23 protein-coding genes are annotated in these 25,097 nt (G+C 46.6%); 2 read left to right on the top strand and 21 right to left on the bottom strand.

The window, feature by feature from the left end; genetic code table 11:
• Nucleotides 1–44: 44 nt before the first annotated feature.
• The 7 genes from EIZ58_RS06220 to EIZ58_RS06190 all read right to left on the bottom strand — a co-directional run bounded on the left by EIZ58_RS06220 (nucleotide 45) and on the right by EIZ58_RS06190 (nucleotide 8,423).
• Entirely contained in the window at nucleotides 45–1,100 is a 1,056-nt protein-coding gene (locus EIZ58_RS06220; protein ID WP_134699699.1) for a DUF3048 domain-containing protein, read from the bottom strand.
• A 135-nt stretch (nucleotides 1,101–1,235) separates the two neighbouring features.
• Nucleotides 1,236–1,943, bottom strand: a complete 708-nt coding sequence (locus tag EIZ58_RS06215; RefSeq protein WP_134699698.1) for an ABC transporter ATP-binding protein — start codon at nucleotides 1,941–1,943, stop codon at nucleotides 1,236–1,238.
• 25 nt (nucleotides 1,944–1,968) lie between these two features.
• A complete protein-coding gene (locus EIZ58_RS06210) occupies nucleotides 1,969–2,751 on the bottom strand; it encodes an ABC transporter ATP-binding protein (protein ID WP_134699697.1) in 783 nt (260 codons plus the stop codon).
• On the bottom strand, nucleotides 2,748–4,034 hold the full coding sequence (locus tag EIZ58_RS06205; protein ID WP_134699696.1) for a branched-chain amino acid ABC transporter permease: 1,287 nt from the start codon (nucleotides 4,032–4,034) through the stop codon (nucleotides 2,748–2,750). The genes EIZ58_RS06210 and EIZ58_RS06205 overlap by 4 nt, the downstream gene beginning before the upstream one ends.
• Before the next feature lie 11 nt (nucleotides 4,035–4,045).
• Nucleotides 4,046–5,011: a branched-chain amino acid ABC transporter permease gene (locus EIZ58_RS06200; RefSeq protein ID WP_134699695.1), complete on the bottom strand. Its 966-nt coding sequence runs from the start codon at nucleotides 5,009–5,011 to the stop codon at nucleotides 4,046–4,048.
• Between the two features lie 114 nt (nucleotides 5,012–5,125).
• Entirely contained in the window at nucleotides 5,126–6,349 is a 1,224-nt protein-coding gene (locus EIZ58_RS06195; protein WP_134699694.1) for a branched-chain amino acid ABC transporter substrate-binding protein, read from the bottom strand.
• A 331-nt stretch (nucleotides 6,350–6,680) separates the two neighbouring features.
• Nucleotides 6,681–8,423 carry an adenine deaminase C-terminal domain-containing protein gene (locus EIZ58_RS06190; RefSeq protein ID WP_134699693.1) on the bottom strand — a complete coding sequence of 581 codons (1,743 nt, stop codon included), beginning with the start codon at nucleotides 8,421–8,423 and terminating at the stop codon, nucleotides 6,681–6,683.
• 135 nt (nucleotides 8,424–8,558) lie between these two features.
• Here EIZ58_RS06190 and EIZ58_RS06185 point away from each other — a divergent pair, with 135 nt between their 5' ends.
• On the top strand, nucleotides 8,559–8,888 hold the full coding sequence (locus tag EIZ58_RS06185; protein ID WP_134699692.1) for a YgaP family membrane protein: 330 nt from the start codon (nucleotides 8,559–8,561) through the stop codon (nucleotides 8,886–8,888).
• Entirely contained in the window at nucleotides 8,881–9,006 is a 126-nt protein-coding gene (locus tag EIZ58_RS34790; protein ID WP_255438231.1) for an EYxxD motif small membrane protein, read from the top strand. The genes EIZ58_RS06185 and EIZ58_RS34790 overlap by 8 nt, the downstream gene beginning before the upstream one ends.
• On the opposite strand, the gene purD is transcribed toward EIZ58_RS34790, so the two are convergent.
• The 14 genes from purD to guaA all read right to left on the bottom strand — a co-directional run bounded on the left by purD (nucleotide 9,003) and on the right by guaA (nucleotide 24,976).
• Complete coding sequence (gene purD, locus EIZ58_RS06180; protein WP_134699691.1) at nucleotides 9,003–10,268, bottom strand: phosphoribosylamine--glycine ligase; 1,266 nt, start codon at nucleotides 10,266–10,268, stop codon at nucleotides 9,003–9,005. The genes EIZ58_RS34790 and purD overlap by 4 nt on opposite strands.
• Nucleotides 10,269–10,290: 22 nt before the next feature.
• Nucleotides 10,291–11,823 (bottom strand): bifunctional phosphoribosylaminoimidazolecarboxamide formyltransferase/IMP cyclohydrolase, encoded by a 1,533-nt coding sequence (purH, locus tag EIZ58_RS06175; RefSeq protein ID WP_134699690.1) that lies wholly within the window; start codon nucleotides 11,821–11,823, stop codon nucleotides 10,291–10,293.
• Nucleotides 11,820–12,422 carry a phosphoribosylglycinamide formyltransferase gene (gene purN / locus EIZ58_RS06170; RefSeq protein ID WP_134699689.1) on the bottom strand — a complete coding sequence of 201 codons (603 nt, stop codon included), beginning with the start codon at nucleotides 12,420–12,422 and terminating at the stop codon, nucleotides 11,820–11,822. Before purN ends, purH begins: the two co-directional genes overlap by 4 nt.
• 2 nt (nucleotides 12,423–12,424) lie before the next feature.
• Nucleotides 12,425–13,462 (bottom strand): phosphoribosylformylglycinamidine cyclo-ligase, encoded by a 1,038-nt coding sequence (gene purM, locus EIZ58_RS06165; RefSeq protein WP_134699688.1) that lies wholly within the window; start codon nucleotides 13,460–13,462, stop codon nucleotides 12,425–12,427.
• 21 nt (nucleotides 13,463–13,483) lie between these two features.
• Nucleotides 13,484–14,914, bottom strand: a complete 1,431-nt coding sequence (purF, locus tag EIZ58_RS06160; protein WP_134699687.1) for an amidophosphoribosyltransferase — start codon at nucleotides 14,912–14,914, stop codon at nucleotides 13,484–13,486.
• A complete protein-coding gene (gene purL, locus EIZ58_RS06155; RefSeq protein ID WP_240689018.1) occupies nucleotides 14,899–17,073 on the bottom strand; it encodes a phosphoribosylformylglycinamidine synthase subunit PurL in 2,175 nt (724 codons plus the stop codon). Before purL ends, purF begins: the two co-directional genes overlap by 16 nt.
• Nucleotides 17,074–17,119: 46 nt before the next feature.
• Nucleotides 17,120–17,803, bottom strand: coding sequence for a phosphoribosylformylglycinamidine synthase subunit PurQ (gene purQ / locus EIZ58_RS06150; RefSeq protein WP_134699685.1), 684 nt, complete (start codon nucleotides 17,801–17,803; stop codon nucleotides 17,120–17,122).
• A 4-nt stretch (nucleotides 17,804–17,807) separates the two neighbouring features.
• Entirely contained in the window at nucleotides 17,808–18,056 is a 249-nt protein-coding gene (gene purS / locus EIZ58_RS06145; RefSeq protein WP_134699684.1) for a phosphoribosylformylglycinamidine synthase subunit PurS, read from the bottom strand.
• Nucleotides 18,049–18,768, bottom strand: a complete 720-nt coding sequence (gene purC, locus EIZ58_RS06140; protein ID WP_134699683.1) for a phosphoribosylaminoimidazolesuccinocarboxamide synthase — start codon at nucleotides 18,766–18,768, stop codon at nucleotides 18,049–18,051. Before purC ends, purS begins: the two co-directional genes overlap by 8 nt.
• A 28-nt stretch (nucleotides 18,769–18,796) precedes the next feature.
• Complete coding sequence (gene purB, locus EIZ58_RS06135; RefSeq protein WP_134699682.1) at nucleotides 18,797–20,092, bottom strand: adenylosuccinate lyase; 1,296 nt, start codon at nucleotides 20,090–20,092, stop codon at nucleotides 18,797–18,799.
• Complete coding sequence (purK, locus tag EIZ58_RS06130) at nucleotides 20,089–21,228, bottom strand: 5-(carboxyamino)imidazole ribonucleotide synthase (protein WP_134700925.1); 1,140 nt, start codon at nucleotides 21,226–21,228, stop codon at nucleotides 20,089–20,091. The genes purB and purK overlap by 4 nt, the downstream gene beginning before the upstream one ends.
• A 2-nt stretch (nucleotides 21,229–21,230) precedes the next feature.
• A complete protein-coding gene (gene purE / locus EIZ58_RS06125; protein WP_134699681.1) occupies nucleotides 21,231–21,716 on the bottom strand; it encodes a 5-(carboxyamino)imidazole ribonucleotide mutase in 486 nt (161 codons plus the stop codon).
• Between the two features lie 175 nt (nucleotides 21,717–21,891).
• The gene (locus EIZ58_RS06120) at nucleotides 21,892–23,301 is read right to left on the bottom strand and encodes an NCS2 family permease (protein ID WP_134699680.1); all 1,410 of its coding nucleotides are present in this window, start codon (nucleotides 23,299–23,301) and stop codon (nucleotides 21,892–21,894) included.
• A 136-nt stretch (nucleotides 23,302–23,437) separates the two neighbouring features.
• Nucleotides 23,438–24,976: a glutamine-hydrolyzing GMP synthase gene (gene guaA / locus EIZ58_RS06115; RefSeq protein WP_134699679.1), complete on the bottom strand. Its 1,539-nt coding sequence runs from the start codon at nucleotides 24,974–24,976 to the stop codon at nucleotides 23,438–23,440.
• Nucleotides 24,977–25,097 lie beyond the last annotated feature (121 nt).

Below are 25,097 nucleotides of genomic sequence, written 5' to 3'. Positions count from 1 at the left end.
TATAACGTTGAGTACAGAGAAAAAACCGGGGTGCTGCTCCCGGTTTATTGAAACTTGACACTTTCAGTAAGTGGTGGAACACTAGGAATCATGCTTACCCATGTGTTGCCAGGGTACATCGGAACTTCCTTCCCATCGATATAAGCTCGAATGAGTCCGCCCTTTCGCTCCCAGGTCACCTCTTTCACTTTTCCATGCTGAAGCAAATATCCCTTCCCAGGGCCGAATACATCTACGTCCCTTCTACCTTCTTTGTCTAAAATCTTATGAGGACTAGAAATAATTAGGACATTAACGGCGGTTAATTGTTGGCCTGTTGTCAAGTCAGTATGAGGCTGGCCTGAGGTCAATCTTTTATAACGCTTATTCTCCGTGTCGTATTCATAGCTTATTTTATACTGGCTTGTGAAGTTAACTTCTACTCTAGTTGCATCCGTGCCCGTTGGTTCTTGCTCCGGTGACATAAATACGAGTTCAGGAATTTCTGCTTCCATTCGGAACCCTAACTTCTTAGCCCCGCCCCAAATCTTATCGATATCCGTGTAGAGGTTATGGGGCGCTTTACGAGATTTATCCCGCCAGAATGAACCTCCTGCGTTATAGATCTCATCGAGGTGAGCCATTCCTTTGCTAGATAGTGTTTTTAAAGCGGTTGGACTCCCTCCTGCATGGACCATAATGGCATCAAACCCGCTGCCTATATCGATGTAGTAAGGACGGATGCTGCGAACAGGCCCAACAATGCTAGGCTTTTCGCTATGGTAGATCCCTACGAATCGAGTAATAGCCCCCTCAGCCAGAATTTCATATACTATATCTGCCTTATCGAGTCCAGATTGAGGACGTGCTTTAGGGTCGTTATTTACCATAACCATGACTGCTCGCTTAGGCAGTTCTTCATTGGTACCGATTCCTGTCAGTGGAGCTGTATATTTAAAGACTTCTTTCTCCTCGACTTGTTCGGCTGGCTTTTCCTCTTCACTCTGCTCCGGCTGTTCCACTTGTGGAGGTTCAGTGCTCTTAACCGTTTCTTCCTTTCCGCAGGCCGTGAAAATGATAGACATGGCAAGGGGCACAATAAGGAACAGGCTCTTTTTCATGATTGTTCGCCTCTCTTTTTATGATCTGTTCTTCTTCATTCGACAATAAAACAGAGGATTCCTTCCACATTTGAAAAAATTTAGGTAAAGCTAGAAACTAAAAAGGAGGTCGCTCTCGACCTCCTTTTTAACATCTTAAGATAAATAAGCTTCTTTTACTTGCTTATTGGTTAACAATTTACTCGCTTCATCCTTAAGGATGATTTCTCCGGTTTGGATGACGTATCCGCGATGAGCGACTTGCAAAGCTTGATTGGCATTTTGCTCGACGAGCAAAATGGTCATGCCTTCCTTGTTCAATTCTTGAACGATCGTAAAGATCTGCTCCACCAAGATGGGGGCAAGTCCCATGGAAGGTTCGTCTAGCATAAGAATTTTCGGCTTGGACATGAGGCCGCGTGCAATAGCTAACATCTGTTGCTCTCCACCGCTCATCGTTCCGCCTTTTTGATTAATTCTTTCCTTCAGGCGCGGGAAGTAGTGAAAAGAACGCTCAAACCCTTCTTCAATGTCCTTCTTATCTTTAAGTCCAAAGGCACCCATTTCTAGGTTTTCCTTTACCGTCATCTTCGGAAAGATTCTTCTCCCTTCCGGTACATGGGCAATACCATAAGATGCGGTAATATGAGGAGGGACATTGGTGATGTCTCTCCCTTCATATAGTATGGAGCCTTGCTTCGTAGCGACTTGCCCACAAATGGCTTTTAGCGTCGTGGATTTGCCGGCTCCATTGGAACCGATCAAGGTAACTACTTCGCCTTGGTTGACCTCAACCGAGATGCCTTTTAGCGCATGTATTCCGCCATAATAGGTGTGGATTTGATCTACTTTTAATAGTGCCATGTTTTCACCTCTATCCAGCTTTCGCCTATGATGCTTCCTCTTCCCCGCTCTTACCTAAGTAAGCTTCGATCACTCGCTTGTTATTGCGAATTTCTTCCGGGTTTCCTTCCGCAATTTTTTGACCGTAATCCAGCACGTGAATATTTTCGCTAAGCTTCATGACCAATTTCATGTCATGCTCGATCAGAACGATCGTAAGATTAAGTTCGTCGCGCAAGCGGAAGATAAAATCGGTCAATTCCACCGTTTCTCTTGGGTTCATCCCTGCCGCTGGTTCGTCTAGCAGAATGACCTTGGGTTGTGCTGCTAACGCGCGAGCAATTTCTAAGCGACGCTGTAGACCATAAGGAAGACTTTGTGCTTGATGGGTCGCGATCTGATCAATCCCTACATATTTAAGGATGCGGTAGGCTTCCACCATAACACGCTCTTCTTCTTGCTTCACGCCGCGGAAATTCGCTAAGATCCCCATCAGACCTGACTTGAGCTGAGTATCCATCCCTACCATGACGTTCTCAAGGGCCGTCATTTCCTTGAATAAGCGGATGTTCTGGAAGGTCCGAGAAATCCCTTTAGATGCGATGATGTCTGGACGAAGACCTTTGATGCTTTGTCCATCCAGAAGGATATCCCCCGCATCGGGAATATAAAAGCCCGTCACCATGTTGAAAAACGTTGTTTTGCCCGCCCCATTAGGACCGATAACAGCGGTAATGGAGCCTTTCTTTATCTTGACGCTTACGTCTGAAACGGCGGTTAATCCGCCAAAACGCTTCGTAATCCCTTTAATCTCTAAAACGTTGCTCATGAGCTTTTACCCCCTTGTTGGACTTGACTCAAAATACCGGTTTGAGGCAAGGTCTTATCCAACTCTTTCACCTTCTCCAGATCAATTTCCGGGCGTTTAGCTGGGATAATTCCCATCGGTCTGAAGATGGCAATAGCGATCAGGATCACACCAAAGATTAATCGTTGGAACTTCGAAGGATCCAATTCGTTTGGAATACTGATGACTCCGGACATGTTCAATTGCTGAATCCACTCAGAGATTTCCTGAAGAACGGATACGTTTAGAACGGTGATAATCGCCCCTCCGACGATAACGCCTGGCACGCTTCCATTTCCGCCCAAGATGACCATAACGAGGATACTAATGGACTGCATTAAGATAAAGCTAGTAGGATCAATGAACGTTTGCTTAGCAGCAAAGATTACACCTACAATTCCAGCAAAAGATGCACCTGTAGCGAACGCTAATAGCTTCGTACGTACTAGCGGAATCCCCATGGCTTGAGCGGCTAGCTCGTCTTCACGAATGGCAATCCAGGCACGGCCTAGACGTGAAATCTCCAAGCGCTTATTGGCAATGATGATCACCGCGATGACGATAAGCACCAAATAATAGTAGTGGGTAGATGTGTTAAATTGGTATCCAAACAACTCCGGCTGGGCCACCGCAGGAATTCCACGCGGACCATTGGTGATATTGATCGGCTTATCTAAGTTATTAAATACGATACGGATAATCTCACCAAACCCAAGCGTTACAATGGCCAGATAGTCCCCTTTTACTTTTAGAACAGGCAGACCGAGCAAGATACCAAAGATGGCTGCCACGACGAGTCCTACCAAGAGGAACGGCCAGAACCATTCTCCGCCGAGCGGGAACTGCATCCAATCAGGCATAAAGTTATTCGCTTGAGCGGTTGCGAAGATCGCATAAGCGTAGGCACCCGCTGCAAAAAAGGCCACGTACCCCAAGTCCAAAAGACCCGCGAAACCAACGACGATATTGAGACCGAGCGCCATCGCAATGTAGATCCCTACATTTGACGCAACTTCCATATAATATTGGTTTCCGCCAGAAGCTAACGGGAGGAGGACGGTAAAGATCAGCACCCCGACAATTACACGAGTTTTCGTGGGTATCTTGTTAGAGTAATAAAGGACAAGAAACGAAAACAAGAGCATCAAGAAAGCAATGATGGACTTGCTCGCATAATGCAACCAAAGCGAAGCAATTAATAGATAAATACTCACAACGGCGTATTGAGTGTTTTGATTTGACAGTAGAGCTTTCAGCTTTTCCATGTGCTCTTCACCTACACTTTCTCTTTCACTGCTTCTCCGAACAATCCTTCTGGCTTAAAGAGCAAGACCAGAATCAAGAGAGAGAAAGCAAGTACGTCTTTGTATTCTGCACCCATAGCTCCATGTGTGAGCGGCTCGAGATACGCGGAACCTAAAGATTCAAACATCCCGAGCATGACTCCACCGAACATGGCGCCTTGAATGTTCCCGATCCCCCCAAGTACAGCAGCCGTAAAGGCCTTGAGCCCTAAGAGGAAACCGATAAAGGGATTAATGGTAGAGAAATACTGTGCATAGAGTACCCCCGTAGCTCCTCCTAAACCAGAACCGATAAAGAAAGTAATCGCAATGACTTTGTTTACGTTAATTTGCATCAGAGCAGAGGTTCCTTGATCCTGAGCTACCGCACGCATCGCTTTCCCCCACTTGGTCTTGGAAACAAAGAACGAAAGACCAATCATCATAATGATGGCTGAAGCCATAATGATGACGGATTTCATGGGGAGGATTGCCATTTCTGAGACTTGAAAATTCGTAGTAAATAATTGCGGACTGTTTAAGAAGAAGGCCCCACGTGTTACCCCTTCTACTAAACGAACTAAATCCTGAAGCAAGAATGAAACACCAATAGCTGAGATCAATACAACAAGGCGAGGTGATTTACGAAGTGGACGATAAGCAATTCTCTCGATCCCAACTCCAAGTGTCCCAGTGAAAAGCGATGCGATGAGCAAGGCACCAAACAAGGAGAGGAAAGGATTCATTCCTTCTAATAAACCCGTTGCTTGCAATAGTAACAATACCTCTGTGCCAACAAAGGCCCCCACCATGAAGATCTCTCCATGGGCAAAGTTAATTAACTCTAAAATTCCATAAACCATGGTGTAGCCAAGGGCAACAACGGCATATAAGAACCCCAAGGTGAGTCCGTCAATCAGGACCTGCGGCAATATGGCAATGTAAAAATCAAAACCCATGAGTTTACCCCTCTTTCTGCTTGTATTCAGGGTTCTATAGATGAACCATAGCATTTAAAGCCAATAGGAAAGGGACGACATGGCGTCGCCCCTTGTCGAGCTTTCTAAAACAGACTACTTGATTTCTGCGATTTGATCTGGAGGATAGGCTCCCTTTTCGAAGCTCTTGATGAATACAGAAGCGTTTACGTTGTCTCCTTTGTCGTCGAAAGTCGTGGTAGAAAGGATACCTTTAAAGTCTTTCGTTGCAGAGATAGCCGCGTTCACCTGCTCACGAGTTGGCTTCTTGCCACCGTTGTCTTTAATCGCTTGCTCTAATCCGTTCAATACAACAAGTGCTGCGTCATATCCATAACCAGCGAATGCTCCCGGATCTCTCTTGAAAGAAGTCTTGAAGCGATCAACCCAAGCTGGACCTTCAGCAGAAGCGGTGATATCACCCGCTACAGAAGTGATGCGAGCCAATTTGGAAGCTTCAGCACCAGCAGCTGTTACAAATCCGCCATTATCAAGTCCATCTCCACCTAGGAACATACCCGTGTATTGCTTATCCTTCAATTGCTTTAAGAATTGTCCGCCTTGAGCGTACATTCCACCAAAGAATACAGCTTCAGAGTTAGAAGCCTTGATCTTCGTTACTAGCGTGTTAAATTCCATTTCTTGTGCACTTACAGATTCATGTGCGATTACTTTAAGCCCAAGCTCTTCGGCCTTTTTCTTCATCTCAATGGCTAACCCTTTACCATAGTCGGTTGCATCGTCAATGACATATACAGAATTTAAACCTTGGTCCTTAATATATTGAGAAGCAGCTGGTCCCTGGTTGTCATCACGAGCGCAAATACGGTGGAAAGTCTTCCAACCATTTTGGCTGAGTTGCGGGTTCGTATTGGATGGTGATACCACGGGTAAGCCTGCACCCTCGTAGGTTGTACCTGCAGCAGCCATAACCCCAGAGTTCAAGTGACCTACAAGAGCCAATACATCCTGATCCGTTACAAGTGCTTTCGCATTGGTGGTTCCTGTGGCAGGGTCTGCCTTGTCATCCTTCGGAAGCAACTGTAGGTCAAATCCCATAGCCTTGAACTTCTCAGCATTATCCTTCAATGCAAGCTCAGCACCTAGCTTGATGTCTTCCCCCATCTCCGCATTTTCCCCAGAGAGTGGACTTTGTGTTGCAATCTTGATTACCGCTGAGCCGCTACTTGCCGGCTGTTCAGCAGGCTTGGACTGATCCCCACTCCCTCCGGTTGGTGTGGACCCGCCGCCTCCGCAAGCGCTAAGCAACATTCCTAGCGAAAGAACAAGAGACGCTGCCAAAAATGATGGTTTTCTCATCTTTCTACTTACCCCCTTAGATAATTCTGATTTGGTAAAATATTTCTATAGCCTTATTTTATAAGTTATTTGAATTTTTGCAAGAGCAAAAAACAAATTTTTATAAATAATTTTTTTACCCACTCCATTGTGTTGTAAACTAATTGGAAACGCTAACACCTACGATATATCGCATATTTTATTTTGCGAAGTCTTCCCTCAAACTTTCTAATTACTTGTTGCGTAAAGTATTTTCATAACCTGTACACAAAAACACTCCCTCTCTATACATCCAAGTATAAAGGGGAGTGAGCGAATATTCTCTCTACTTGTTAGATAATCTATCAATTATTTAAAGAGGCTTTGAAGGGTAAATCACCTTGTTATTCTTAATAGAGAACACACCTTGGGCTGTTAAGCGCAGATCGGGCAGATGTGTTGCTGACAAAAAAAACATCGTATAAAAAGGGTCAATATGACGGTGTCCTCTTTCCCTTAAAAGGTGCACAAGCTGAATGGTTTCCTCAATTAGTTCCTCCATGTTTAGTCGACTCATCTTTCCTCCTAAAGGCAAGTCTAATTGGAATAAATTTTCTCTATTCTCTTTAAGGAGTATTCCACCCCCTCGGTCAAGAAGCTCATTCACCGCTTGGGTCATGCTATCCTTGCATTGTCCAATAACCAGCATGTCTTGGGAAGCGGTAATGGTTGCCGCAAAAGCATCCAACCGATGGGCAAAGCCCTTTAATAGCCCAGTTGTCATCCATTTGCCATCTTGATCAATCAATACCGCATAACATAGGTCCGCTTGATTCACGCCGTCTGGATGTCCTTCCTGATGCCGGATGATTACGGCATTTAGCAGCTCAAGTATCGGCAATGATTCTTTATCGATTTCATCAAGCCACTCTTTTTTCATTCTCCACTTCTTATCCATGGGCAGAAAGCGAAGTTTCTCCCAGTCGACCGGAGGCAAGCTCTCGAGCAGTTGGCCTTCTTCCGCCACCAGCCTTCCCTCAGCGATGACCTTTACTGGCTTGGGTTGATGAAGGTCCTTCAAAAATAGGATATCCGCGAGGCGTCCGGGAGCAATTCCGCCGATCTCTTGATCCAGTCCATAGTAAACAGCTGGATTTAAGGTCGCCATGCGATAAGCCACCGGAGCGGGTACACCATTTTCGATAGCCAATTGGATCAGGTAGTCTACGCATCCATGCTGATGAAAAGGCGGCATCGAACCATCCGTTGTCATCAAGAGTCTAGAGGCGGCTTCGAAGTTAAATCCACTCTCCCTTAACTCCCTAACGAGATGGGGAATATCCGGTCGGATCGAAGAATGCCGCAAGGTTGCATACATACCCAACCGCAGCCTGCGCATGACTTCCTCTCCTTTGATCGACTCATGACAAGCGGTTACGCCTAAGGCAGCCATCACATTTAGCGTTTCTGACGAAGCTCCCGGATTATGTCCCTCAATTCTTTTCCCTTGATTTCTCGCTTCTGTGATGCCGCTGATCATGGCGGGATCCCCCTCAATTAATTGCGTCCAAGAGGTCAACTCACCCGCCTGGAGCACACTTTCTTGGCCTAATAATTCGATCAAACGCTCAGTCGTAAACTTAGCGACCATCTCAGGTTGAGTACTCTGCGGGTCCAAGCGTGCCCACCAATAATTTTTAATCGGTAACCTGGAGCAATAGTCCAATAGATATTGAAATTCCTCGGCTCCCATATTGAGATAGTAAATGAGATTATCGTTGACCATAGTCGTCGTTCCTAGACTTAAGGAAAAAGCGGAGAAAGATTCAATATTCGCTAATTGGAAAGGATGAGCATGCGGCTCAATATAGCCAGGGACCAACGTATACCCAGAGGCGTCCATCACAATGGTATCGGCATCTGTCATGGGTGGTTTTTTCCCTACATAGGCAATTCGATCCTGAAATAGGACGATATCAACCTCTTCAACTTCTCCTGTATAGACGTTTAATACTTTCCCGTTTCGGATCCAGGTGGTAGCTGGCAACACACCGCGGGAAACGTCAATCAATCCTTTCACTTTGTCTTCCTTCAATGGGCGAATGGGTTTCGTCATACGGTCCCCCTATTATGTATTTGATTTCTTTATTGTACCATATTTTCAAATTTTCCGTCATCCTCCATCGTTTGTATGCTTTTTCTACGTCAACAAAAACTAGAGAGAACCTTAAAAATAGGGAGGGTCTATACAATGAAGAAAAATGTCGGGACTGTAGATGCCTTAATTCGTCTTAGTCTGGGATTCCTAGCCTTCGGCTGGGGAGTTTCTCGCATGTCAAGAAAAGGTGGAGGGGGATTGTTCCTTACCTTTTTGGGAGCGCAAAAAATTGCGGAAGGCATCACCCGTTTCTGCCCCCTCTCGGCCATGATGGGATGGAGTACCCGAGACGGGCTGGGTAGGGAAAGAAAAATGCCGCCTTCAACCAATTACTTTGCTCGCAGAAAAGTAGAATCCCCCTCTCCTGTTCCACCGCAAGCACAAGCGCAAGCAGAACAAGAAAGGGGGACTATGCATGAATAGCGCCAGAGTATTAGAGCTGGCTGGCGATAACTTCTTTGTTATCGCCTCTGTTGTAGGGTCCATAGCCGTTATTGGCTATCTTTTGTTTCACCTGAATCGCAAAGCCAAAAACCGCTAAGCCCGAAGAGCTTTTTGGGCAATGTCGCTGCGATAATGCGCGCCTTCAAAGGATATTTTCTGAACCGCTTGATACGCCTTATCGCGAGCTTCTTGTACCGTACTTCCAATGGAGGTCACCGCTAACACCCGGCCTCCGTTGGTTACCACTTTACCATCCTTCAGCTCCGTCCCCGCATGGAACACGATCGCTTCTTCTCCTACTTGATCCAATCCCGTAATTTCCTTACCTTTCTCATAAGGACCTGGATATCCGCCAGAAGCCATGATCACACACACCGCGGCTTCTTTTTTCCATTGGACATCTAGCTTTTCCAGCTCGCCTGTCGCACCGGCAATCAAAATATCAACCAAATCGGTGTCTAAGCGAGGAAGAACGACTTGCGTTTCTGGATCGCCAAATCTGGCATTATATTCGATCACCTTAGGACCATCCTTCGTAATGATCAGTCCCGTATATAAAATACCTTTAAAAGGAGAACCTTCTTTGACCATCGCTTCAGCCGTTGGATTTACGATGTTTTGGATGATTTGCTCAACCAAGCTCTGCGGCATATGAGGAACCGGCGAGTACGTTCCCATTCCACCGGTATTCGGACCTTTGTCTTCATCGTAGACCGGCTTGTGATCTTGGGAAGGGACCATCGGCTTTACAGTGGTTCCGTCTACAAAGGAAAGCAGTGTCATTTCCTCTCCTTGAAGGAACTCTTCAATGACCACTCGGGCTCCAGCCGATCCAAAAACCTCATCCTTCATAATTTGGCGAAGAGCTTCCTCCGCCTCTTCTAGCGTCAAGGCTACCGTGACTCCTTTTCCTGCCGCGAGACCATCGGCCTTCACCACAATGGGAGCACCTTCCTTGCGCAGATAGGTGAGAGCTTCTTCATACGTATCAAAGGACTCATACTTCGCTGTCGGGATGTTGTACTTTTTCATGAGATCCTTTGCGAAGGTTTTGCTTCCCTCGATTAAGGCTGCATTTTTCTTCGGACCAAAAACCGTTAAGCCACGCTCTTCAAATACATCGACGATGCCGCCCAACAAAGGATCCTCGGGTCCTACAAAGGTGAGGTCAATCTTTTGCTCCTCGGCAAACTGCGCAAGCTTCTCAATTTCCATTACGCTAATCGGAACACATTCCGCGATTTGCGCGATCCCGGCATTACCAGGAGCACAATAGATTTTTTCTACCTTTGGACTTTGAGCCAGTTTCCAGACAATCGCGTGTTCACGACCGCCACTTCCCACCACTAAAATATTCAATGGTAGCTCCTCCTTTTAAACATTAGTGTTTGAAATGACGTACCCCTGTTAACACCATGGCAATCCCATGCTTGTTGGCTTCTTCAATCGATTCCTTGTCTCGAATCGAGCCTCCAGGCTGGATAATCGCGGTTACCCCTGCTTTTGCCGCTTCTTCAATGGTATCGGGCATAGGGAAAAACGCATCGGAAGCAAGAATGGATCCTTTGGCTTTATCACCAGCTTGTTCAATCGCAATACGCGCGGAACCGACACGGTTCATCTGACCTGCTCCTACACCAACCGTTTGGAAATCCCGAGCCAACACGATGGCGTTGGATTTCACATGCTTGACCACTTTCCACCCAAATAGAAGCTGTTCAAGCTCTTCTGGAGTTGGCTTTCGATCGGTTACGACTTGAAGGTCTGCTTCTGTCACTTGCTTGATATCTTCTTCTTGTACCAGTAAACCGCCTTGAACAGAGGAAAGTCGAAGAGCAGGCTTCTCGTCTGCCTTGTTTTCCGCAAGCTTAAGTAGTCTTAGGTTCTTCTTTTCCTTCAAGACCTCGAGAGCGTCCTCTTCAAACCCAGGAGCCATAATGATTTCGAGGAATAACTCCTTCATCAACAGAGCGGTGTCCTTATCAATCACGCGGTTCGCGGCAATGATCCCGCCAAAAATGGAAACCGGATCAGATTCATACGCTTTTTGATACGCTTCAAGGATGGTCTTACCCGTTCCTACTCCGCAAGGATTGGTGTGCTTAACCGCAACAACAGCCGGCTCTGAAAATTCCTTCACGAGCTGCAAGGCTGCATCTGCATCGTTAATATTGTTATAAGATAATTCTTTACCATGCAGCTGTTCTGCTGTACTCAAGGTACCTTTTCCAGCTAGGGGCGCACGATAGAAGCCTGCCTTTTGATGAGGGTTTTCCCCGTAGCGAAGGTCCTGCACCTTTTCAAAGGTCACCGTATATTGGTCTGGCCATTCCTCGCCCACTTGCTCGGTTAAGTAGTTGGATATCAGGGAATCATAAGCAGCCGTATGACGGAACACCTTCGCAGCCAAGCGACGGCGTGTTTCTAGGCTTACCTCTCCTGCTTTCATTTCCGCAACGACACCTTCATAATCCTTAGCGTCTACTACAACCGTGACGAACGCATGGTTTTTCGCTGCAGAACGAAGCATGGTCGGCCCGCCGATGTCGATGTTCTCAATGGCGTCCTCATACGTAACATCTGCTTTACTGATGGTTTCCTTGAATGGATAAAGGTTCACAATGACGAGATCAATCGGTTGGATCTTTAATTCTTCGAGCTGCTTTTGGTGCTCTTCCTTATCTCGGATGGCCAATAAACCGCTATGGATATTCGGATGAAGCGTCTTAACACGTCCATCTAATATCTCTGGAAAACCCGTGACCTCTGAAATTCCCGTTACTTTAATCCCTTGTTCCTTCAATAGCTTGGAGGTTCCGCCAGTTGAAATAATTTCAACACCTAGCTTTTCCAACTCCTTGGCTAATTCCACCACACCTGTTTTATCGGAAACACTAATTAATGCTCTTGTCATTTCATCTCCACCTTTCTTCCGTTTAGCTTGATTTTGCCTTCGGCGATCCAACCGATGACTTCTGGCAAAAGCTGATGCTCTTGAATCTGTATTTTATGGGAAAGGGTTTCTTTCGTTTCACCCGATTCGATCTCTACGTTCCGTTGCGCAATAATGGGGCCCGTATCCATTCCGGCATCCACAAAGTGGACCGTGATCCCTGTAATCTTCACTCCATAGTCCAGCGCTTGTCCAATGGCATCCTTCCCTGTAAAAGCGGGAAGAAGCGAGGGATGAAGATTGATCATCCGGCTTGAATACGAGTGAAGCAAGGTTGGTCCGATGAGTCTCATATAGCCTGCCAGAACAATCAGCTCGACTCCTTGCTCCTGCAGTTTATCTAGCACAAGCTGTTCATAAGCAGCTTTGTCGGGATATTCCTTAGGCTGAAAAGAAAAAACAGGAATGGATTCCTGTTCAGCCCTTTTTATCACCAACGCACCCGGACGATCGCAAACCAATAGCGCGATTTCTATATTTTTTAACCGCCCCTCTTTCACGGCTTCCACCACTGCAGCAAAATTAGAACCGGTTCCTGATGCAAATACGGCGATCTTCATTGCTAATTTCCTCCGACGAGACGTACCTCTTCATTTCCTTCGGCAACGGTTCCGATGCGATAAGCCTTCTCGCCAAGAGAAGCTAATTTATCTACAACCGCAGCGCTGTCTTCTGCAGAAACTACGAGGATCATACCAATCCCCATATTAAAAGTTCGGTACATATCATAGTCGGTAATGCCGCCTTTTTCTTGAATCAAGTTAAAGATCGGCAATACGGGCCATGTTCCTTTTTCCACATCGACCTGAACCCCTTGCGGCAATACTCTTGGAATATTGTCGTAGAATCCACCGCCTGTTACGTGAACCATCCCTTTGATTTGGAACTCGTTCATCACTTCAAGAAGAGGCTTGACATAAATTCGTGTAGGCGTGAGGAGACTATCCCCCAGCGTTGTTCCTAATTCCTCCACTTGCGTGTCGAGGGTTAAGCCAGCATCCTCAAGAAGCACCTTGCGTACAAGCGAAAATCCATTACTGTGAACACCACTAGAAGCAAGACCTAAAACCACATCACCCGGTGAGATGGATGAGCCGTCAATCAGCTTTTTGCGATCTACGATCCCAACGGTAAAACCGGCAATATCGTATTCCCCATCGGCATACATGCCTGGCATCTCAGCGGTTTCTCCGCCAATAAGAGCACAGCCTGACATTTCGCAACCGTCCGCAATTCCTTTAACAATCGCTTCGATTTTCTCTGGAAGCACTTTTCCACAAGCGAGGTAATCGAGAAAAAATAAAGGCTCTGCCCCTTGCACCACAACATCATTCACACACATGGCAACCGCATCGATCCCAATCGTGTCGTGCTTATCCATAGCGAAGGCAATCTTTAGCTTCGTTCCTACCCCATCCGTCCCGGAAACTAAGATAGGTTCCTCATACTTTTTCATATCCGGCTGAAACAGCGCGCCAAATCCGCCTAACCCTGTTAGCACCTCAGGTCGGAAGGTTTTTTTGACATGCTTTTTCATTCGTTCCACTGCTTCGTTTCCTGCATCTATATCCACGCCAGCCTTGCGATAGGCGTCACTCATGTCCGTTCCTCCTTATTAGCGTCAATTGCTTAAGCTCGCACAGTGGGTCTCTGCCTGCTCATCCTCATAGATCTCAGTAGGATACTGTCCTGTAAAGCATGCTAAACAATGACCTCGATTGGGATGTTCTTTTCCTCTCCCTACACCTTCCATCAAGCCATCAACGGAAAGAAACGATAAGCTGTCTGCCCCTATAAACTCACGCATCTGTTCAATGCTCTTCTTGGCCGCAATCAGCTCTTCACGCGTAGAGGTATCAATGCCATAGAAGCAAGGATTCATAACCGGAGGGGAACTGATTCGCACATGGACCTCGGTTGCTCCTGCTTCACGAAGCATACGAACGATACGTCCACTTGTGGTTCCGCGAACAATCGAATCATCGATCATGACCACGCGCTTTCCTTCGACTACTTTGCGCACCGCACTGAGCTTCATTCGAACCCCTTGGGCCCGTAGCTCTTGGCTTGGGGCAATAAAGGTACGACCAACATAGCGGTTTTTAATTAATCCTAGCTCGTAAGGAATTCCGGTTGCTTCCGCATAGCCGATAGCAGCTGAAATACTGGAATCAGGAACCCCTGTGACGACATCTGCTTCTATAGAGGCTTCTTTTGCTAATTGTCTGCCAAGCTGCTTGCGCGCTTGGTGCACATTAATGCCATCGATATCACTGTCTGGTCTAGCAAAATAGATATATTCAAATGAACAGATGGAACGTTGGGTATTTCCGGAGATACGTTCGGAACGCATTCCATCCTTATCGATGATAATCATCTCACCCGGTTCCACTTCACGGAGATAATCTGCACCAATCACGTCAAAGGCACAGGTTTCAGATGATACCACGTACCCCTCACCAATGGTACCTAGAGATAAAGGACGCAACCCATTGGGATCCAGAGCTACAATCAACTTGGTTTCTGTCATGATAAGAAGAGCATATGCCCCCTTAATCATACGAAGAGACTCCCGAACGGCATCCTCGATCCGGTCATAGCCCGAGCGAGCAATCAAATGGGCAACCACTTCCGTATCACTAGTGGTTTGGAAGATAGAACCCTGTCGCTCGAGTTGGTGCTTCACTTGCTTCGCATTGACCAGGTTTCCATTATGAGCAAGAGCTAGATTGCCTTGACTATATTTGAAAATTAAAGGCTGGGCATTTTCAATCTTGCTTTCGCCTGCCGTTGTATAGCGAACATGACCGATGGCCAAATGACCTTTGATCTGCTCTAATTCCTTGTTGCCAAACGCTTCGGTGACTAAGCCCATTCCCCGGTGATAAGAGAACTTCTCTCCGTTCGAAGCACTGATCCCTGCGGATTCTTGACCGCGATGTTGAAGAGCATGAATTCCGTAATACGTAAGCTGAGGAGCATCGGGATGACCAAACACCCCGAACACTCCACACTCTTCATTTAACTTATCCCAAATTACGTCATCAAACATGCAATCGCATCCTTCCAAGCTGCTTTGGCTGTGGACAATGGCTGTTCGATAACATTCTGGCCATTGACGCTTATGATGAGTTGGTCACCTGTGACTTTACCTAGCTTGGATATCGCCACACCTTTCGCCTCAGCCAGCTTAATAATTTCTTCTGCCTTTTCACTTGTCGCGGACAAGAGAATTCGAGATTGTGTTTCGCTAAAGAGGGCTAAGTCTGGACGAAGATTCACATCCAGGTTCACTTCAGCTCCTACAGTTCCGCTGATGCAGCTCTCTGCTACCGCTACGGCCAAACCGCCTTCTGCTAAGTCGTGAGCAGACTTGACGAAGCCTTGTTTGATGGCTTCGAGCGTAACGGCTTGAACACGGGACTCCAGCTCTAAATCAATTTGTGGAGGACGTCCCTCAATTCGACCCAATTGAAGCTTCTGGTACTCGGATCCACCAATCTCCGCCTTGGTTTCACCTAGTAGAAGAATTACGTCCCCTTCATCCTTGAAGGATTGAGTGGTGATGTGGTCCATATCTTCAATCAACCCAACCATACCGATGGTTGGCGTTGGATAGATGGCTACCCCATTCGTCTCGTTATATAAACTTACGTTACCGCCAATAACCGGAGCATTCAAAACTCGGCATGCTTCGCTGATTCCATCTGCCGATTGCTCTAATTGCCAGAAGATCTCAGGCTTCTCTGGACTTCCGTAGTTCAAGTTATCGGTAATGGCTAGAGGCTTCGCTCCAGAGCAGACCACGTTACGAGCCGCCTCTGCTACCGCAATAGCTCCCCCATGATATGGGTCTAGGTAAACGTAGCGTCCATTACAGTCTACCGACATCGCTAAGGCCTTACGCGTTCCTCGAATGGCTACAACCGCAGCATCAGAACCTGGGTGTACGGCCGTATTCGTACGAACCATATAGTCATATTGATTGTATACCCACTCTTTACTTGCAACCGTAGGAGCAGACAGGAGCTTTTGAAGGGTTTCGTTGTAATCCTTCGGCTCATCCAATTGAGTGGTATCTAAGGTGGCATAGTTTTCATAGTAAGCCGGAACCTTAGAAGGCTTATGATACACAGGGGCATCTTCTGCCAGCTTGTCTACTGGAATATCTGCAAACACTTCTCCTTGGTGAAGGATGCGCAGTCGATTGTCATCCGTAACACGGCCAATCACCACCGCATGAAGACCCCACTTTTCAAAAATCTTGTAGACATCTTCTTCTGTCCCTTGCTTTGCTACAACGAGCATCCGCTCTTGAGACTCAGAAAGCATCATTTCGTAAGCGGTCATTCCTTTTTCACGCTGAGGTACGAGGTCTAGGTTCAACTCGATGCCGTTTCCTGCTTTACTCGCCATTTCCGAACTGGAGCTGGTAAGACCAGCCGCACCCATGTCCTGGATCCCTACAACCAGACCGGAATCAATTAATTCAAGAGTAGCTTCTAGGAGAAGCTTCTCCATGAACGGATCTCCCACCTGAACCGCAGGGCGCTTCGCTTCGGATCCTTCGCTTAATTCTTCAGAAGCAAAAGTGGCGCCATGGATCCCATCTCGTCCCGTGGAAGCTCCTACATAAATGACTGGATTGCCGATTCCTTTGGCTACCCCTTTTTGAATTTGATCATGGTTAATTAAGCCCACGCACATCGCATTGACTAAAGGATTTCCTTCATAGCTTGGGTCAAAGTAGATTTCGCCGGCAACGGTAGGAATTCCGATACAGTTTCCATACCCGGCGATCCCTGCTACCACATTTTCAAACAAGTACTTGGTTCTTGGTGTATCCAATTCTCCAAAACGAAGGGAGTTTAAGAGGGCGATCGGTCTTGCTCCCATGGAGAATACATCGCGGATGATCCCGCCCACACCCGTCGCAGCTCCTTGATAAGGCTCAATCGCAGATGGATGGTTATGACTTTCAATTTTGAAAACAACGGCTTGGTTGTCCCCGATGTCGACAATTCCCGCTCCTTCTCCAGGACCTTGGAGAACGTGCGGTCCACTGGTAGGGAAGCGGCGTAGGACCGGCTTTGAGTTCTTGTAGCTGCAGTGCTCCGACCACATCACACTAAAGATCCCTGTTTCTGTATAATTTGGCTTGCGGCCTAAAATATCCACCACTTTTTGGTACTCTTCTTCCGTTAATCCCATTTCACGATAAACTTTTTGCTCTTCGATCTGCTCAGGGGTAGGCTCTCTATGCTGCACCGTTCTTCTCCCTCCAGTACTTAAGAATTGAAGTAAACATCCGCTTTCCGTCTTCGGAGCCCAACCACTCATGGACAGCTCGCTCAGGATGAGGCATCATGCCTAGGACATTTCCGTTTTCATTCATAATTCCCGCAATTTCATTTATTGAACCGTTCGGGTTGTGCCCTTCGTAACGGAAGATAATGCGATTGTTTTGCTCTAGCTCGTTTAGTGTTTCTTCATCACAATAGTAGTTGCCATCGCCATGAGCGATCGGTATCTTGATCCATTCTCCCTCCGCATAATCGAGCGTAAACGGAGTCTGGTTGTTTTCTACTTTAAGATCGACCATTTTACACTGGAACTTCAAGCTTTGGTTGCGGCGAAGCGCTCCGGGAAGAAGTCCTGCCTCAGTCAAGATCTGGAACCCATTGCACACGCCAAGAACCAGCTTGCCAGCAGCGGCAGCTTTCTTCACTTCTTCCATGGCTGGAGCAAAGCTAGCCATCGCTCCTGGGCGAAGATAGTCACCATAGGAGAAGCCTCCTGGAATAAGGATCGCATCATATTTAGAAAGATCCGTTTCTGTAAACCAAACATAATCCACCGGTTGACCTAAGCTATCTTCGACCCCTTTATACATATCGATGTCACAGTTAGAACCAGGGAATACAATTACGGCGAAGTTCATCGATTTAGACCTCCTGTAGCTCGTAGCGGTAATCCTCAATGACGGTGTTAGCCAACAGCTTTTCGCACATTTCCTTTACACGCTCTTCTGCTGCTGCTTTATCTTTCAAGTTCACTTCTAATTCCATGTATTTACCGATGCGAATGTTGCCTACTTCATCAAATCCAAGGGAATGAAGAGAGCCTTGAACGGCCACTCCCTGAGGGTCTAGTACACTTTCTCTTAACGTTACATAAACGGTAGCTTTAAACATGAGCTTCTCCTCCTAGACGTTTTAAAATTTCTTGATAGGCTTCTTCTACGCTTCCTAGGTCTCGACGGAAACGGTCTTTATCCAACTTTTCTTTCGTATCGGCATCCCAGAAACGGCAGGTATCCGGTGAAATCTCATCCGCTAGGATCACCTGACCCTCCTCGGTCTTGCCAAACTCAAGCTTGAAATCCACTAATAAGATGTTTCGTTCGGCCATATAAGGCTTCAAGACTTCGTTGACCTGAAGGCCTATTTTTTTAAGCAAGTCTGCTTCCTCTTGTGTAGCTAGATTTAATACGGATACGTGATGATCATTAATAAACGGATCGCCCAGCGCATCATCCTTGTAATAGAACTCCACGATCGGGTGAGCCAGCGGCGTTCCTTCTTCCATGCCTAAGCGTTTTGCAAGGGAGCCTGCTGCAATATTACGAACAACGACTTCGATGGGGATGATGGTAACCTGACGTACAATTTGTTCGGTGGAAGACACTTTTTTAACAAAGTGATTTTCAATGCCCTTTTCTTTTAGCATCTCAAGAAAAATGGAGCTGATTTCATTATTCAAAACGCCCTTGCCTGTAATTTGGGCTTTCTTTTCCCCATTAAAGGCAGTAGCGTCATCTTTATATTCAATCCAGTAGTAGCCGGGCTGGTCGGTTTTATAGACTTTCTTGGCTTTCCCTTCATAAAGCAACCCTAACTTTTCCATTGCAGCTTACCCCCATTTTTCCCGTTTTTTAAGAAAGACCTAAACGCTCAAAGATAGTGTCGACATGTTTCAAATGCCAGTTATAGTTAAAGCAATCGTCCATTTCCTCTTGGGTCAACATGGACGTAACTTTCGGATCTTCCTCAAGGATTTGACGGAAAGAGCGCTGTTCTTCCCACGCCTGCATCGCTTTCGGTTGTACCGTATCGTACGCTTCTTCGCGGCTTAATCCTTTATCAATAAGCTTCAATAGCACACGCTGGGAATAGATTAATCCAAAGGTCCGCTCCATGTTGCGCTTCATGTTATCAGGGAAAACCGTCAAGTTTTTCACGATATTCCCGAAACGATTCAACATATAGTTCAATAGAATGGTCGCATCCGGCAAAATCACACGCTCTACAGAAGAATGTGAGATATCACGTTCATGCCATAGCGGTACATTCTCATAAGAAGAAACCATATATCCGCGAATCACGCGAGCAAGTCCCGTCATGTTCTCGCTTCCGATCGGATTGCGCTTATGCGGCATGGCCGAAGATCCTTTTTGTCCTTTTCCGAAGGCTTCCTCCACTTCTCTTGTCTCACTTTTTTGCAGACCGCGAACTTCGGTTGCAAACTTCTCGATAGAAGTAGCGATAAGAGCAAGGGTAGCCATATACTCCGCGTGGCGATCACGCTGAAGCGTTTGAGTAGAAATCGGTGCGGCTTGAAGTCCTAGCTTCTCGCACACATAGCTTTCTACGAACGGATCGATATTCGCATAGGTTCCTACTGCACCGGATAGCTTACCGAAAGCCACACGCTCAGCTGCGTTCTCAAAGCGCTCCAAGTTGCGCTTCATCTCCTCACGCCATAAAGCAAGCTTCAAACCAAAAGTAGTGGGCTCTGCATGCACCCCGTGGGTACGTCCCATCATGACCGTATGTTGATGTTCCTTGGCCTTTTCCGTCAGAATGTCAATAAAATTCTCCAGATCACGCTTCAAGATCGCATTCGCTTGGCGAAGTAAATAAGATAAGGCGGTATCTACGACATCGGTCGAGGTTAGTCCATAATGCACCCACTTCTTCTCTTCTCCTAGCGTCTCGGAAACCGCACGAGTAAAGGCCACGACATCATGGCGGGTTTCTTCTTCTATTTCGTAGATGCGATCAATATCGAAGCTCGCCTTTTCCCGCATCACTTTCACATCTTCTTTGGGAATATGTCCAAGCTCTGCCCAGGCTTCACAAGCTAAAATCTCCACTTCCAACCAAGCTTGGAACTTATTTTGCTCTGTCCAAATGGCGGTCATCTCAGGTCGGCTATATCTTGAAATCATAGGGTTACCTCCGTTTTATTCCAAATGTCTAGTTCATCGATTTGCTGTAAGGCTTCTTCCACCGTCGGAGCCAAGAAATTGATGTGGCCCATCTTTCTTTTGATTTTGCTGTCTTTCTTTCCGTATAAGTGAAGCTTCGCCGTCGTTGGCAAATGCTGAATTCGTTCTAAAACAGGCTCCACGTGCTCTCCCAAGATATTCACCATCACGACAGGGGATAGCATCTGCACTTCTCCGAGCGGTAACCCGCAAATGGCTCTAATATGCTGCTCAAATTGCGAAGTCACACAAGCCTCCATCGTGAAGTGTCCGGAATTATGCGGCCTCGGCGCCAGCTCATTGACGATAATCTGTCCATCGTCCGCTAGAAACATCTCTACTGCAATCAATCCCACCACGTTCAACGAACTCGCAATCCGCAAGGCAATTTCCTCTGCTTTTTGTGCTTGATCCTGGGACACTCTCGCCGGCACAATGGTTTGATGCAAAATGTTGTCGATATGAATATTTTCCGCTACTGGAAAAGCCTTTACTTCTCCCGTGGTACTGCGTGCAGCAATGACCGACAGCTCTTTCTGGAACGAGATAAACTGCTCCACAATCAGCTCGGCCCCTGTACGGTTCAAGTCGGCAAACGCAGCTGGGATCTGATCCATGAATCGAATCACCCATTGTCCCTTGCCATCATAGCCGCCCGTAGCAGTTTTCATCACGCAAGGAAGACCCAACTTCCCCACAGCTTCCTGCAGCTCTTGTTCGGAAGTGATCACCTCAAACGGAGCTACAGGAATGCCAAAAGAATGTAACGTCGTTTTTTCTCTAATCCGGTTTTGGGTAATTTTTAACAACTCGCTTCCCTGCGGGACAAACGAGGTGGTTTCAAGCTCAGCAGCTACTTGGGCATCCACGTTTTCGAATTCATAAGTCACTACATCGCAAGAACGAGCAAATTCACTGGCTCCTTGCAGATCCGAAAACGCAGCGATAATCTGACGATCTGCCACTTGTCCACATGGAGAGTCTGGGGTGGGGTCTAGGGTTACAAAGCGGTATCCCATGTTCCGTCCGGCTAGAGCCATCATTCGCCCTAGCTGACCTCCACCTAAAACGCCAATCGTTGAACCCGGTTTAATCATAGTCACAGGAGCTCTCCTCCCTCCATGACACTCACGCGGGTGTTCTCGCGCCTTGCCACGAACCGTTCTTGAATCTCAGGATATTTAATCCCTAGGATCTGAGCAGCTAACAAACCTGCATTGATCGCTCCAGCCTTCCCAATGGCCACAGTCGCTACTGGAACTCCGCCGGGCATCTGAACGATGGACAGCAAAGAATCCAATCCGTTCAGTGTAGAAGACTTAACTGGCACGCCGATAACCGGCAATTCGGTCTTGGCTGCTACCATGCCTGGGAGATGAGCCGCTCCTCCGGCACCTGCAATAATCACTTCAATCCCTCTATCTTTTGCCGTCGTGGCATACTCAAACATATAATCAGGCGTTCGATGAGCCGATACTACTTTCTTCTCATAAGGAACTTGCAATTCATCCAAAATGGAACACGCTTCCTTCATGGTTTCCCAGTCTGAGGTACTGCCCATGATCACACCTACAAGGACTTTCATTAATGGAATCCTCCTACGCACGAATAATTCATCTTTAGTAAACCATAAATTCCGAAAGAAAACAACCTTATTGACGTACTTTATTAGATTTGGTGGGTATTAATGTTCGTGTTTTACCCTTATGTAAGAAACAAAAAAAGCATCTCTTTTTAAGATGCCCTTTTTGTTCCATATATTAATGCAACCAACCAAAATAAATTAAAAATACGAAGAACAAGGCGTACATGATAGGGTGAACCTCTTTCGCTTGGCCCTTCACGATCTTCGTTAAAGGATAAAGAATAAATCCTAGCGCAATCCCTGTTGCGATACTAAAAGTTAAAGGCATAAGAATGACGGTGAGGAAGGCTGGTGCCGCCTCTTCAATTTTATCCCATTCTATTCGCGCTAGATTGGATGCCATGAGAATACCTACCACGATTAAGGCTGGTGCTGTTACAGCCGGTGTGATGACGGCCAGCAAGGGAGAAAAGAATAGCGCTACCGCAAACAAAATCGCCGTGACAACGGAGGCAAAGCCTGTTCGTCCTCCTGCGGCAACCCCTGCAGAGGATTCCACATAGGAAGTGGTGGTAGAGGTACCCAATACAGCTCCAGCGATCGTAGCGACCGAGTCCGCTGTTAGCGCACGCCCGGCTCTGGGCAATTCGTTATTCTTCATAAAACCCGCTTGGCTTGCCACTCCCACTAATGTTCCAGCCGTATCAAAAAAGTCTACAAAAAGGAACGTAAAGATCACAATCAGCATCTGGGGAGACAGCATGATGGACATGTCTGTCAATGGCGCAAACATCGCTCCAAACGTTGGTGCAACACTCGGAATCGGGGCAACTACCGCTGCAGGCGGCTGAACAATGCCAAAGATCATTCCAGCAACCGCTGTGATGACCATCCCATAGAAGATGGCCCCCGTTATCTTTCTGGTCATAAGCACAACCGTGATAACTAATCCAAAGATCGCTAGAAGCGTATTTCTTACTGCTTCCATTTGGGCAGGTTCCATACCTTCTGTATAGTGAAGCGGACCAAGTGCTACAAAGGTGGCTGGATTAGCGACAATAATCCCTGCATTCTTAAATCCAATAAAAGCGATGAATAAACCTATCCCTGCAGAAGCCGCATACTTTAGACCAGCAGGTATGGAGTTAATAATGGTTTCTCTTACTCCCGTAAACGTAAGGGCCAGGAAGATCACACCCGAAACGAACACGCCCGCTAGGGCATGCTGCCAAGGAATCCCCATGGTTAAAACAACAGTAAAGGTAAAAAAGGCATTCAGTCCCATCCCTGGCGCTAGAGCAATCGGATAATTGGCGTAAACGCCCATGATCAAGGTACCAATTACAGCTGCAAGAGCCGTCGCTACAAACACAGCATCTCGGTCTGGGAACAAGCCTCTTAAGTCTGCCGGCAGATCTGCTCCGCTTAGCATAAAAGGATTAACAGCGAGTATGTAAGCCATAGCGAGAAAGGTGGTTAATCCGGCTATTACTTCGGTCCGAAAATTAGTGCCATGCTCCATAAACCCAAAGTACCTCCCGAGCCCAGAATCCTCACGAACGTTCGGTGTTTTTTCATTTGCCATAATCAGCAAATCCTCCCTAATAATGATAAATATAAAGACTATTACCAAACACGAAAATTAGTTTAGCAATAGTCTTATATTCTGTCAATGAATGATACGAATGTTCGTCAGGTTATCTAACGAAACTTTCGTGTTTCTACTCCCACTCAATCGTTGCTGGGGGCTTAGAAGTAATGTCATACACAACTCGGTTAACATTTTCCACTTCATTGACAATCCGCACTGATATTTTCTCCAAAACATCGTAGGGTATACGCGCCCAATCTGCCGTCATTCCATCAATGGAGGTTACAGCACGAATCCCAACCGTGTAAGAGTACGTACGGCTATCCCCCATTACCCCCACACTCTTCATATCTGGAAGAGCTGTGAAGTATTGCCAGATCTCGCGATCTAACCCTGCTTTCTTTATTTCATCACGAAGGATCGCATCGGATTCACGAACAATTTCAAGCTTATCCTCTGTAATCTCACCAATGACACGGATTCCTAGGCCAGGTCCTGGGAAAGGCTGACGCCATACAATCTCTGTTGGAAGACCTAGCTCTTCTCCTACTTTACGCACTTCATCCTTAAATAATGTCTTTAACGGCTCGATTAATTTGAGCTTCATATCTTCAGGTAGTCCGCCTACATTGTGGTGAGACTTAATGGTTTGAGCGGTTGCGGTTCCGCTCTCCACGATATCCGTATAAAGTGTTCCTTGAGCCAAGAAGTCCATCCCCTCTAGCTTGCTGGACTCTTCTTCGAAAACGTAGATAAACTCGTTGCCAATGATCTTGCGCTTACGCTCTGGATCGGAAACCCCGCTTAGCTTAGATAAGAAACGCTCTTTAGCATCAATCTTGATTACTTTCATGTGGAACTTTTCCCCGAAGGTCTTCATGACGCTTTCCGCTTCACCTTTACGTAATAAGCCATGATCAATAAACATACAAGTCAACTGATCACCGATCGCTTTATGTATAAGAGCAGCTACAACCGATGAGTCAACTCCACCACTCAGTGCACACAATACTTGCTTGTCCCCAACCGTTTCACGAACTTCTTGGACCATTTGTTCAATGAAGTTTTCCATGGACCAGTTACCTTCACACTTACAAATCTCAAATAAAAAGTTTTGGATCATCTCATTCCCATATTCGGAGTGGCGTACCTCAGGATGGAACTGAACGGCGTAAAAGTTCTTCTCCGGGTGACTCATGGCTGCAATCGGACAATGCTCACTGCTGGCATCTATGCGGAAGCCTTCAGGGGTTTCGACGACTAGATCGCCATGGCTCATCCAGACATTTTGCTCTTTGTCTAGCTTGCCGAAGAACGGACTGTCGTTTGTAACCGCGATCGCTGCTTTTCCATATTCCCGCTTATTGGCACGCTCGACTTTCCCCTTCAGGTGATGGGTCATCATCTGCATACCATAGCAAATTCCAAGAATCGGAATACCAAGATCGTACACAGCTTCATCAGCCAATGGAGAATTTTCCGCATACACACTAGCTGGCCCTCCAGAGAAAATAATCCCTTTCGGATTTAATTCTTTCATTTTTTCAATGGACGTATTATAAGGCAACAGCTCGCTATACACGCCTAAATCCCTTACTCTGCGGGCGATCAACTGATTGTATTGACCCCCGAAATCTAAAACAATCACAATTTCACTCGGTCTTTCCATTTTCACTTTTCCTCCTAACATGATAAACGCGACTGACGTTAGAAATAGGTTCTCCCTTTACGCGTAAAAACATAAAGCCGAATTCTCCTGACTCATTCACTCAGGAAGAACTCGGCTTCAC

This window comes from Ammoniphilus sp. YIM 78166 (genome assembly GCF_004522215.1).
Classification (GTDB): domain Bacteria; phylum Bacillota; class Bacilli; order Aneurinibacillales; family RAOX-1; genus YIM-78166.
This window is presented reverse-complemented; position numbering and strand designations above follow the sequence as displayed.

Excerpts from the sequence above, each read along its gene's own strand:
- EIZ58_RS06220 (WP_134699699.1), bottom strand. The coding sequence starts at position 1,100 with ATGAAAAAGAGCCTGTTCCTTATTGTGCCCCTTGCCATGTCTATCATT.
- EIZ58_RS06215 (WP_134699698.1), bottom strand. The coding sequence starts at position 1,943 with ATGGCACTATTAAAAGTAGATCAAATCCACACCTATTATGGCGGAATA.
- EIZ58_RS06210 (WP_134699697.1), bottom strand. The coding sequence starts at position 2,751 with ATGAGCAACGTTTTAGAGATTAAAGGGATTACGAAGCGTTTTGGCGGA.
- EIZ58_RS06205 (WP_134699696.1), bottom strand. The coding sequence starts at position 4,034 with ATGGAAAAGCTGAAAGCTCTACTGTCAAATCAAAACACTCAATACGCC.
- EIZ58_RS06200 (WP_134699695.1), bottom strand. The coding sequence starts at position 5,011 with ATGGGTTTTGATTTTTACATTGCCATATTGCCGCAGGTCCTGATTGAC.
- EIZ58_RS06195 (WP_134699694.1), bottom strand. The coding sequence starts at position 6,349 with ATGAGAAAACCATCATTTTTGGCAGCGTCTCTTGTTCTTTCGCTAGGA.
- EIZ58_RS06190 (WP_134699693.1), bottom strand. The coding sequence starts at position 8,423 with ATGACGAAACCCATTCGCCCATTGAAGGAAGACAAAGTGAAAGGATTG.
- EIZ58_RS06185 (WP_134699692.1), top strand. The coding sequence starts at position 8,559 with ATGAAGAAAAATGTCGGGACTGTAGATGCCTTAATTCGTCTTAGTCTG.
- EIZ58_RS34790 (WP_255438231.1), top strand. The coding sequence starts at position 8,881 with ATGAATAGCGCCAGAGTATTAGAGCTGGCTGGCGATAACTTCTTTGTT.
- purH (WP_134699690.1), bottom strand. The coding sequence starts at position 11,823 with ATGACAAGAGCATTAATTAGTGTTTCCGATAAAACAGGTGTGGTGGAA.
- purN (WP_134699689.1), bottom strand. The coding sequence starts at position 12,422 with ATGAAGATCGCCGTATTTGCATCAGGAACCGGTTCTAATTTTGCTGCA.
- purM (WP_134699688.1), bottom strand. The coding sequence starts at position 13,462 with ATGAGTGACGCCTATCGCAAGGCTGGCGTGGATATAGATGCAGGAAAC.
- purF (WP_134699687.1), bottom strand. The coding sequence starts at position 14,914 with ATGTTTGATGACGTAATTTGGGATAAGTTAAATGAAGAGTGTGGAGTG.
- purL (WP_240689018.1), bottom strand. The coding sequence starts at position 17,073 with ATGGGATTAACGGAAGAAGAGTACCAAAAAGTGGTGGATATTTTAGGC.
- purQ (WP_134699685.1), bottom strand. The coding sequence starts at position 17,803 with ATGAACTTCGCCGTAATTGTATTCCCTGGTTCTAACTGTGACATCGAT.
- purS (WP_134699684.1), bottom strand. The coding sequence starts at position 18,056 with ATGTTTAAAGCTACCGTTTATGTAACGTTAAGAGAAAGTGTACTAGAC.
- purC (WP_134699683.1), bottom strand. The coding sequence starts at position 18,768 with ATGGAAAAGTTAGGGTTGCTTTATGAAGGGAAAGCCAAGAAAGTCTAT.
- purB (WP_134699682.1), bottom strand. The coding sequence starts at position 20,092 with ATGATTTCAAGATATAGCCGACCTGAGATGACCGCCATTTGGACAGAG.
- purK (WP_134700925.1), bottom strand. The coding sequence starts at position 21,228 with ATGATTAAACCGGGTTCAACGATTGGCGTTTTAGGTGGAGGTCAGCTA.
- purE (WP_134699681.1), bottom strand. The coding sequence starts at position 21,716 with ATGAAAGTCCTTGTAGGTGTGATCATGGGCAGTACCTCAGACTGGGAA.
- EIZ58_RS06120 (WP_134699680.1), bottom strand. The coding sequence starts at position 23,301 with ATGGCAAATGAAAAAACACCGAACGTTCGTGAGGATTCTGGGCTCGGG.
- guaA (WP_134699679.1), bottom strand. The coding sequence starts at position 24,976 with ATGGAAAGACCGAGTGAAATTGTGATTGTTTTAGATTTCGGGGGTCAA.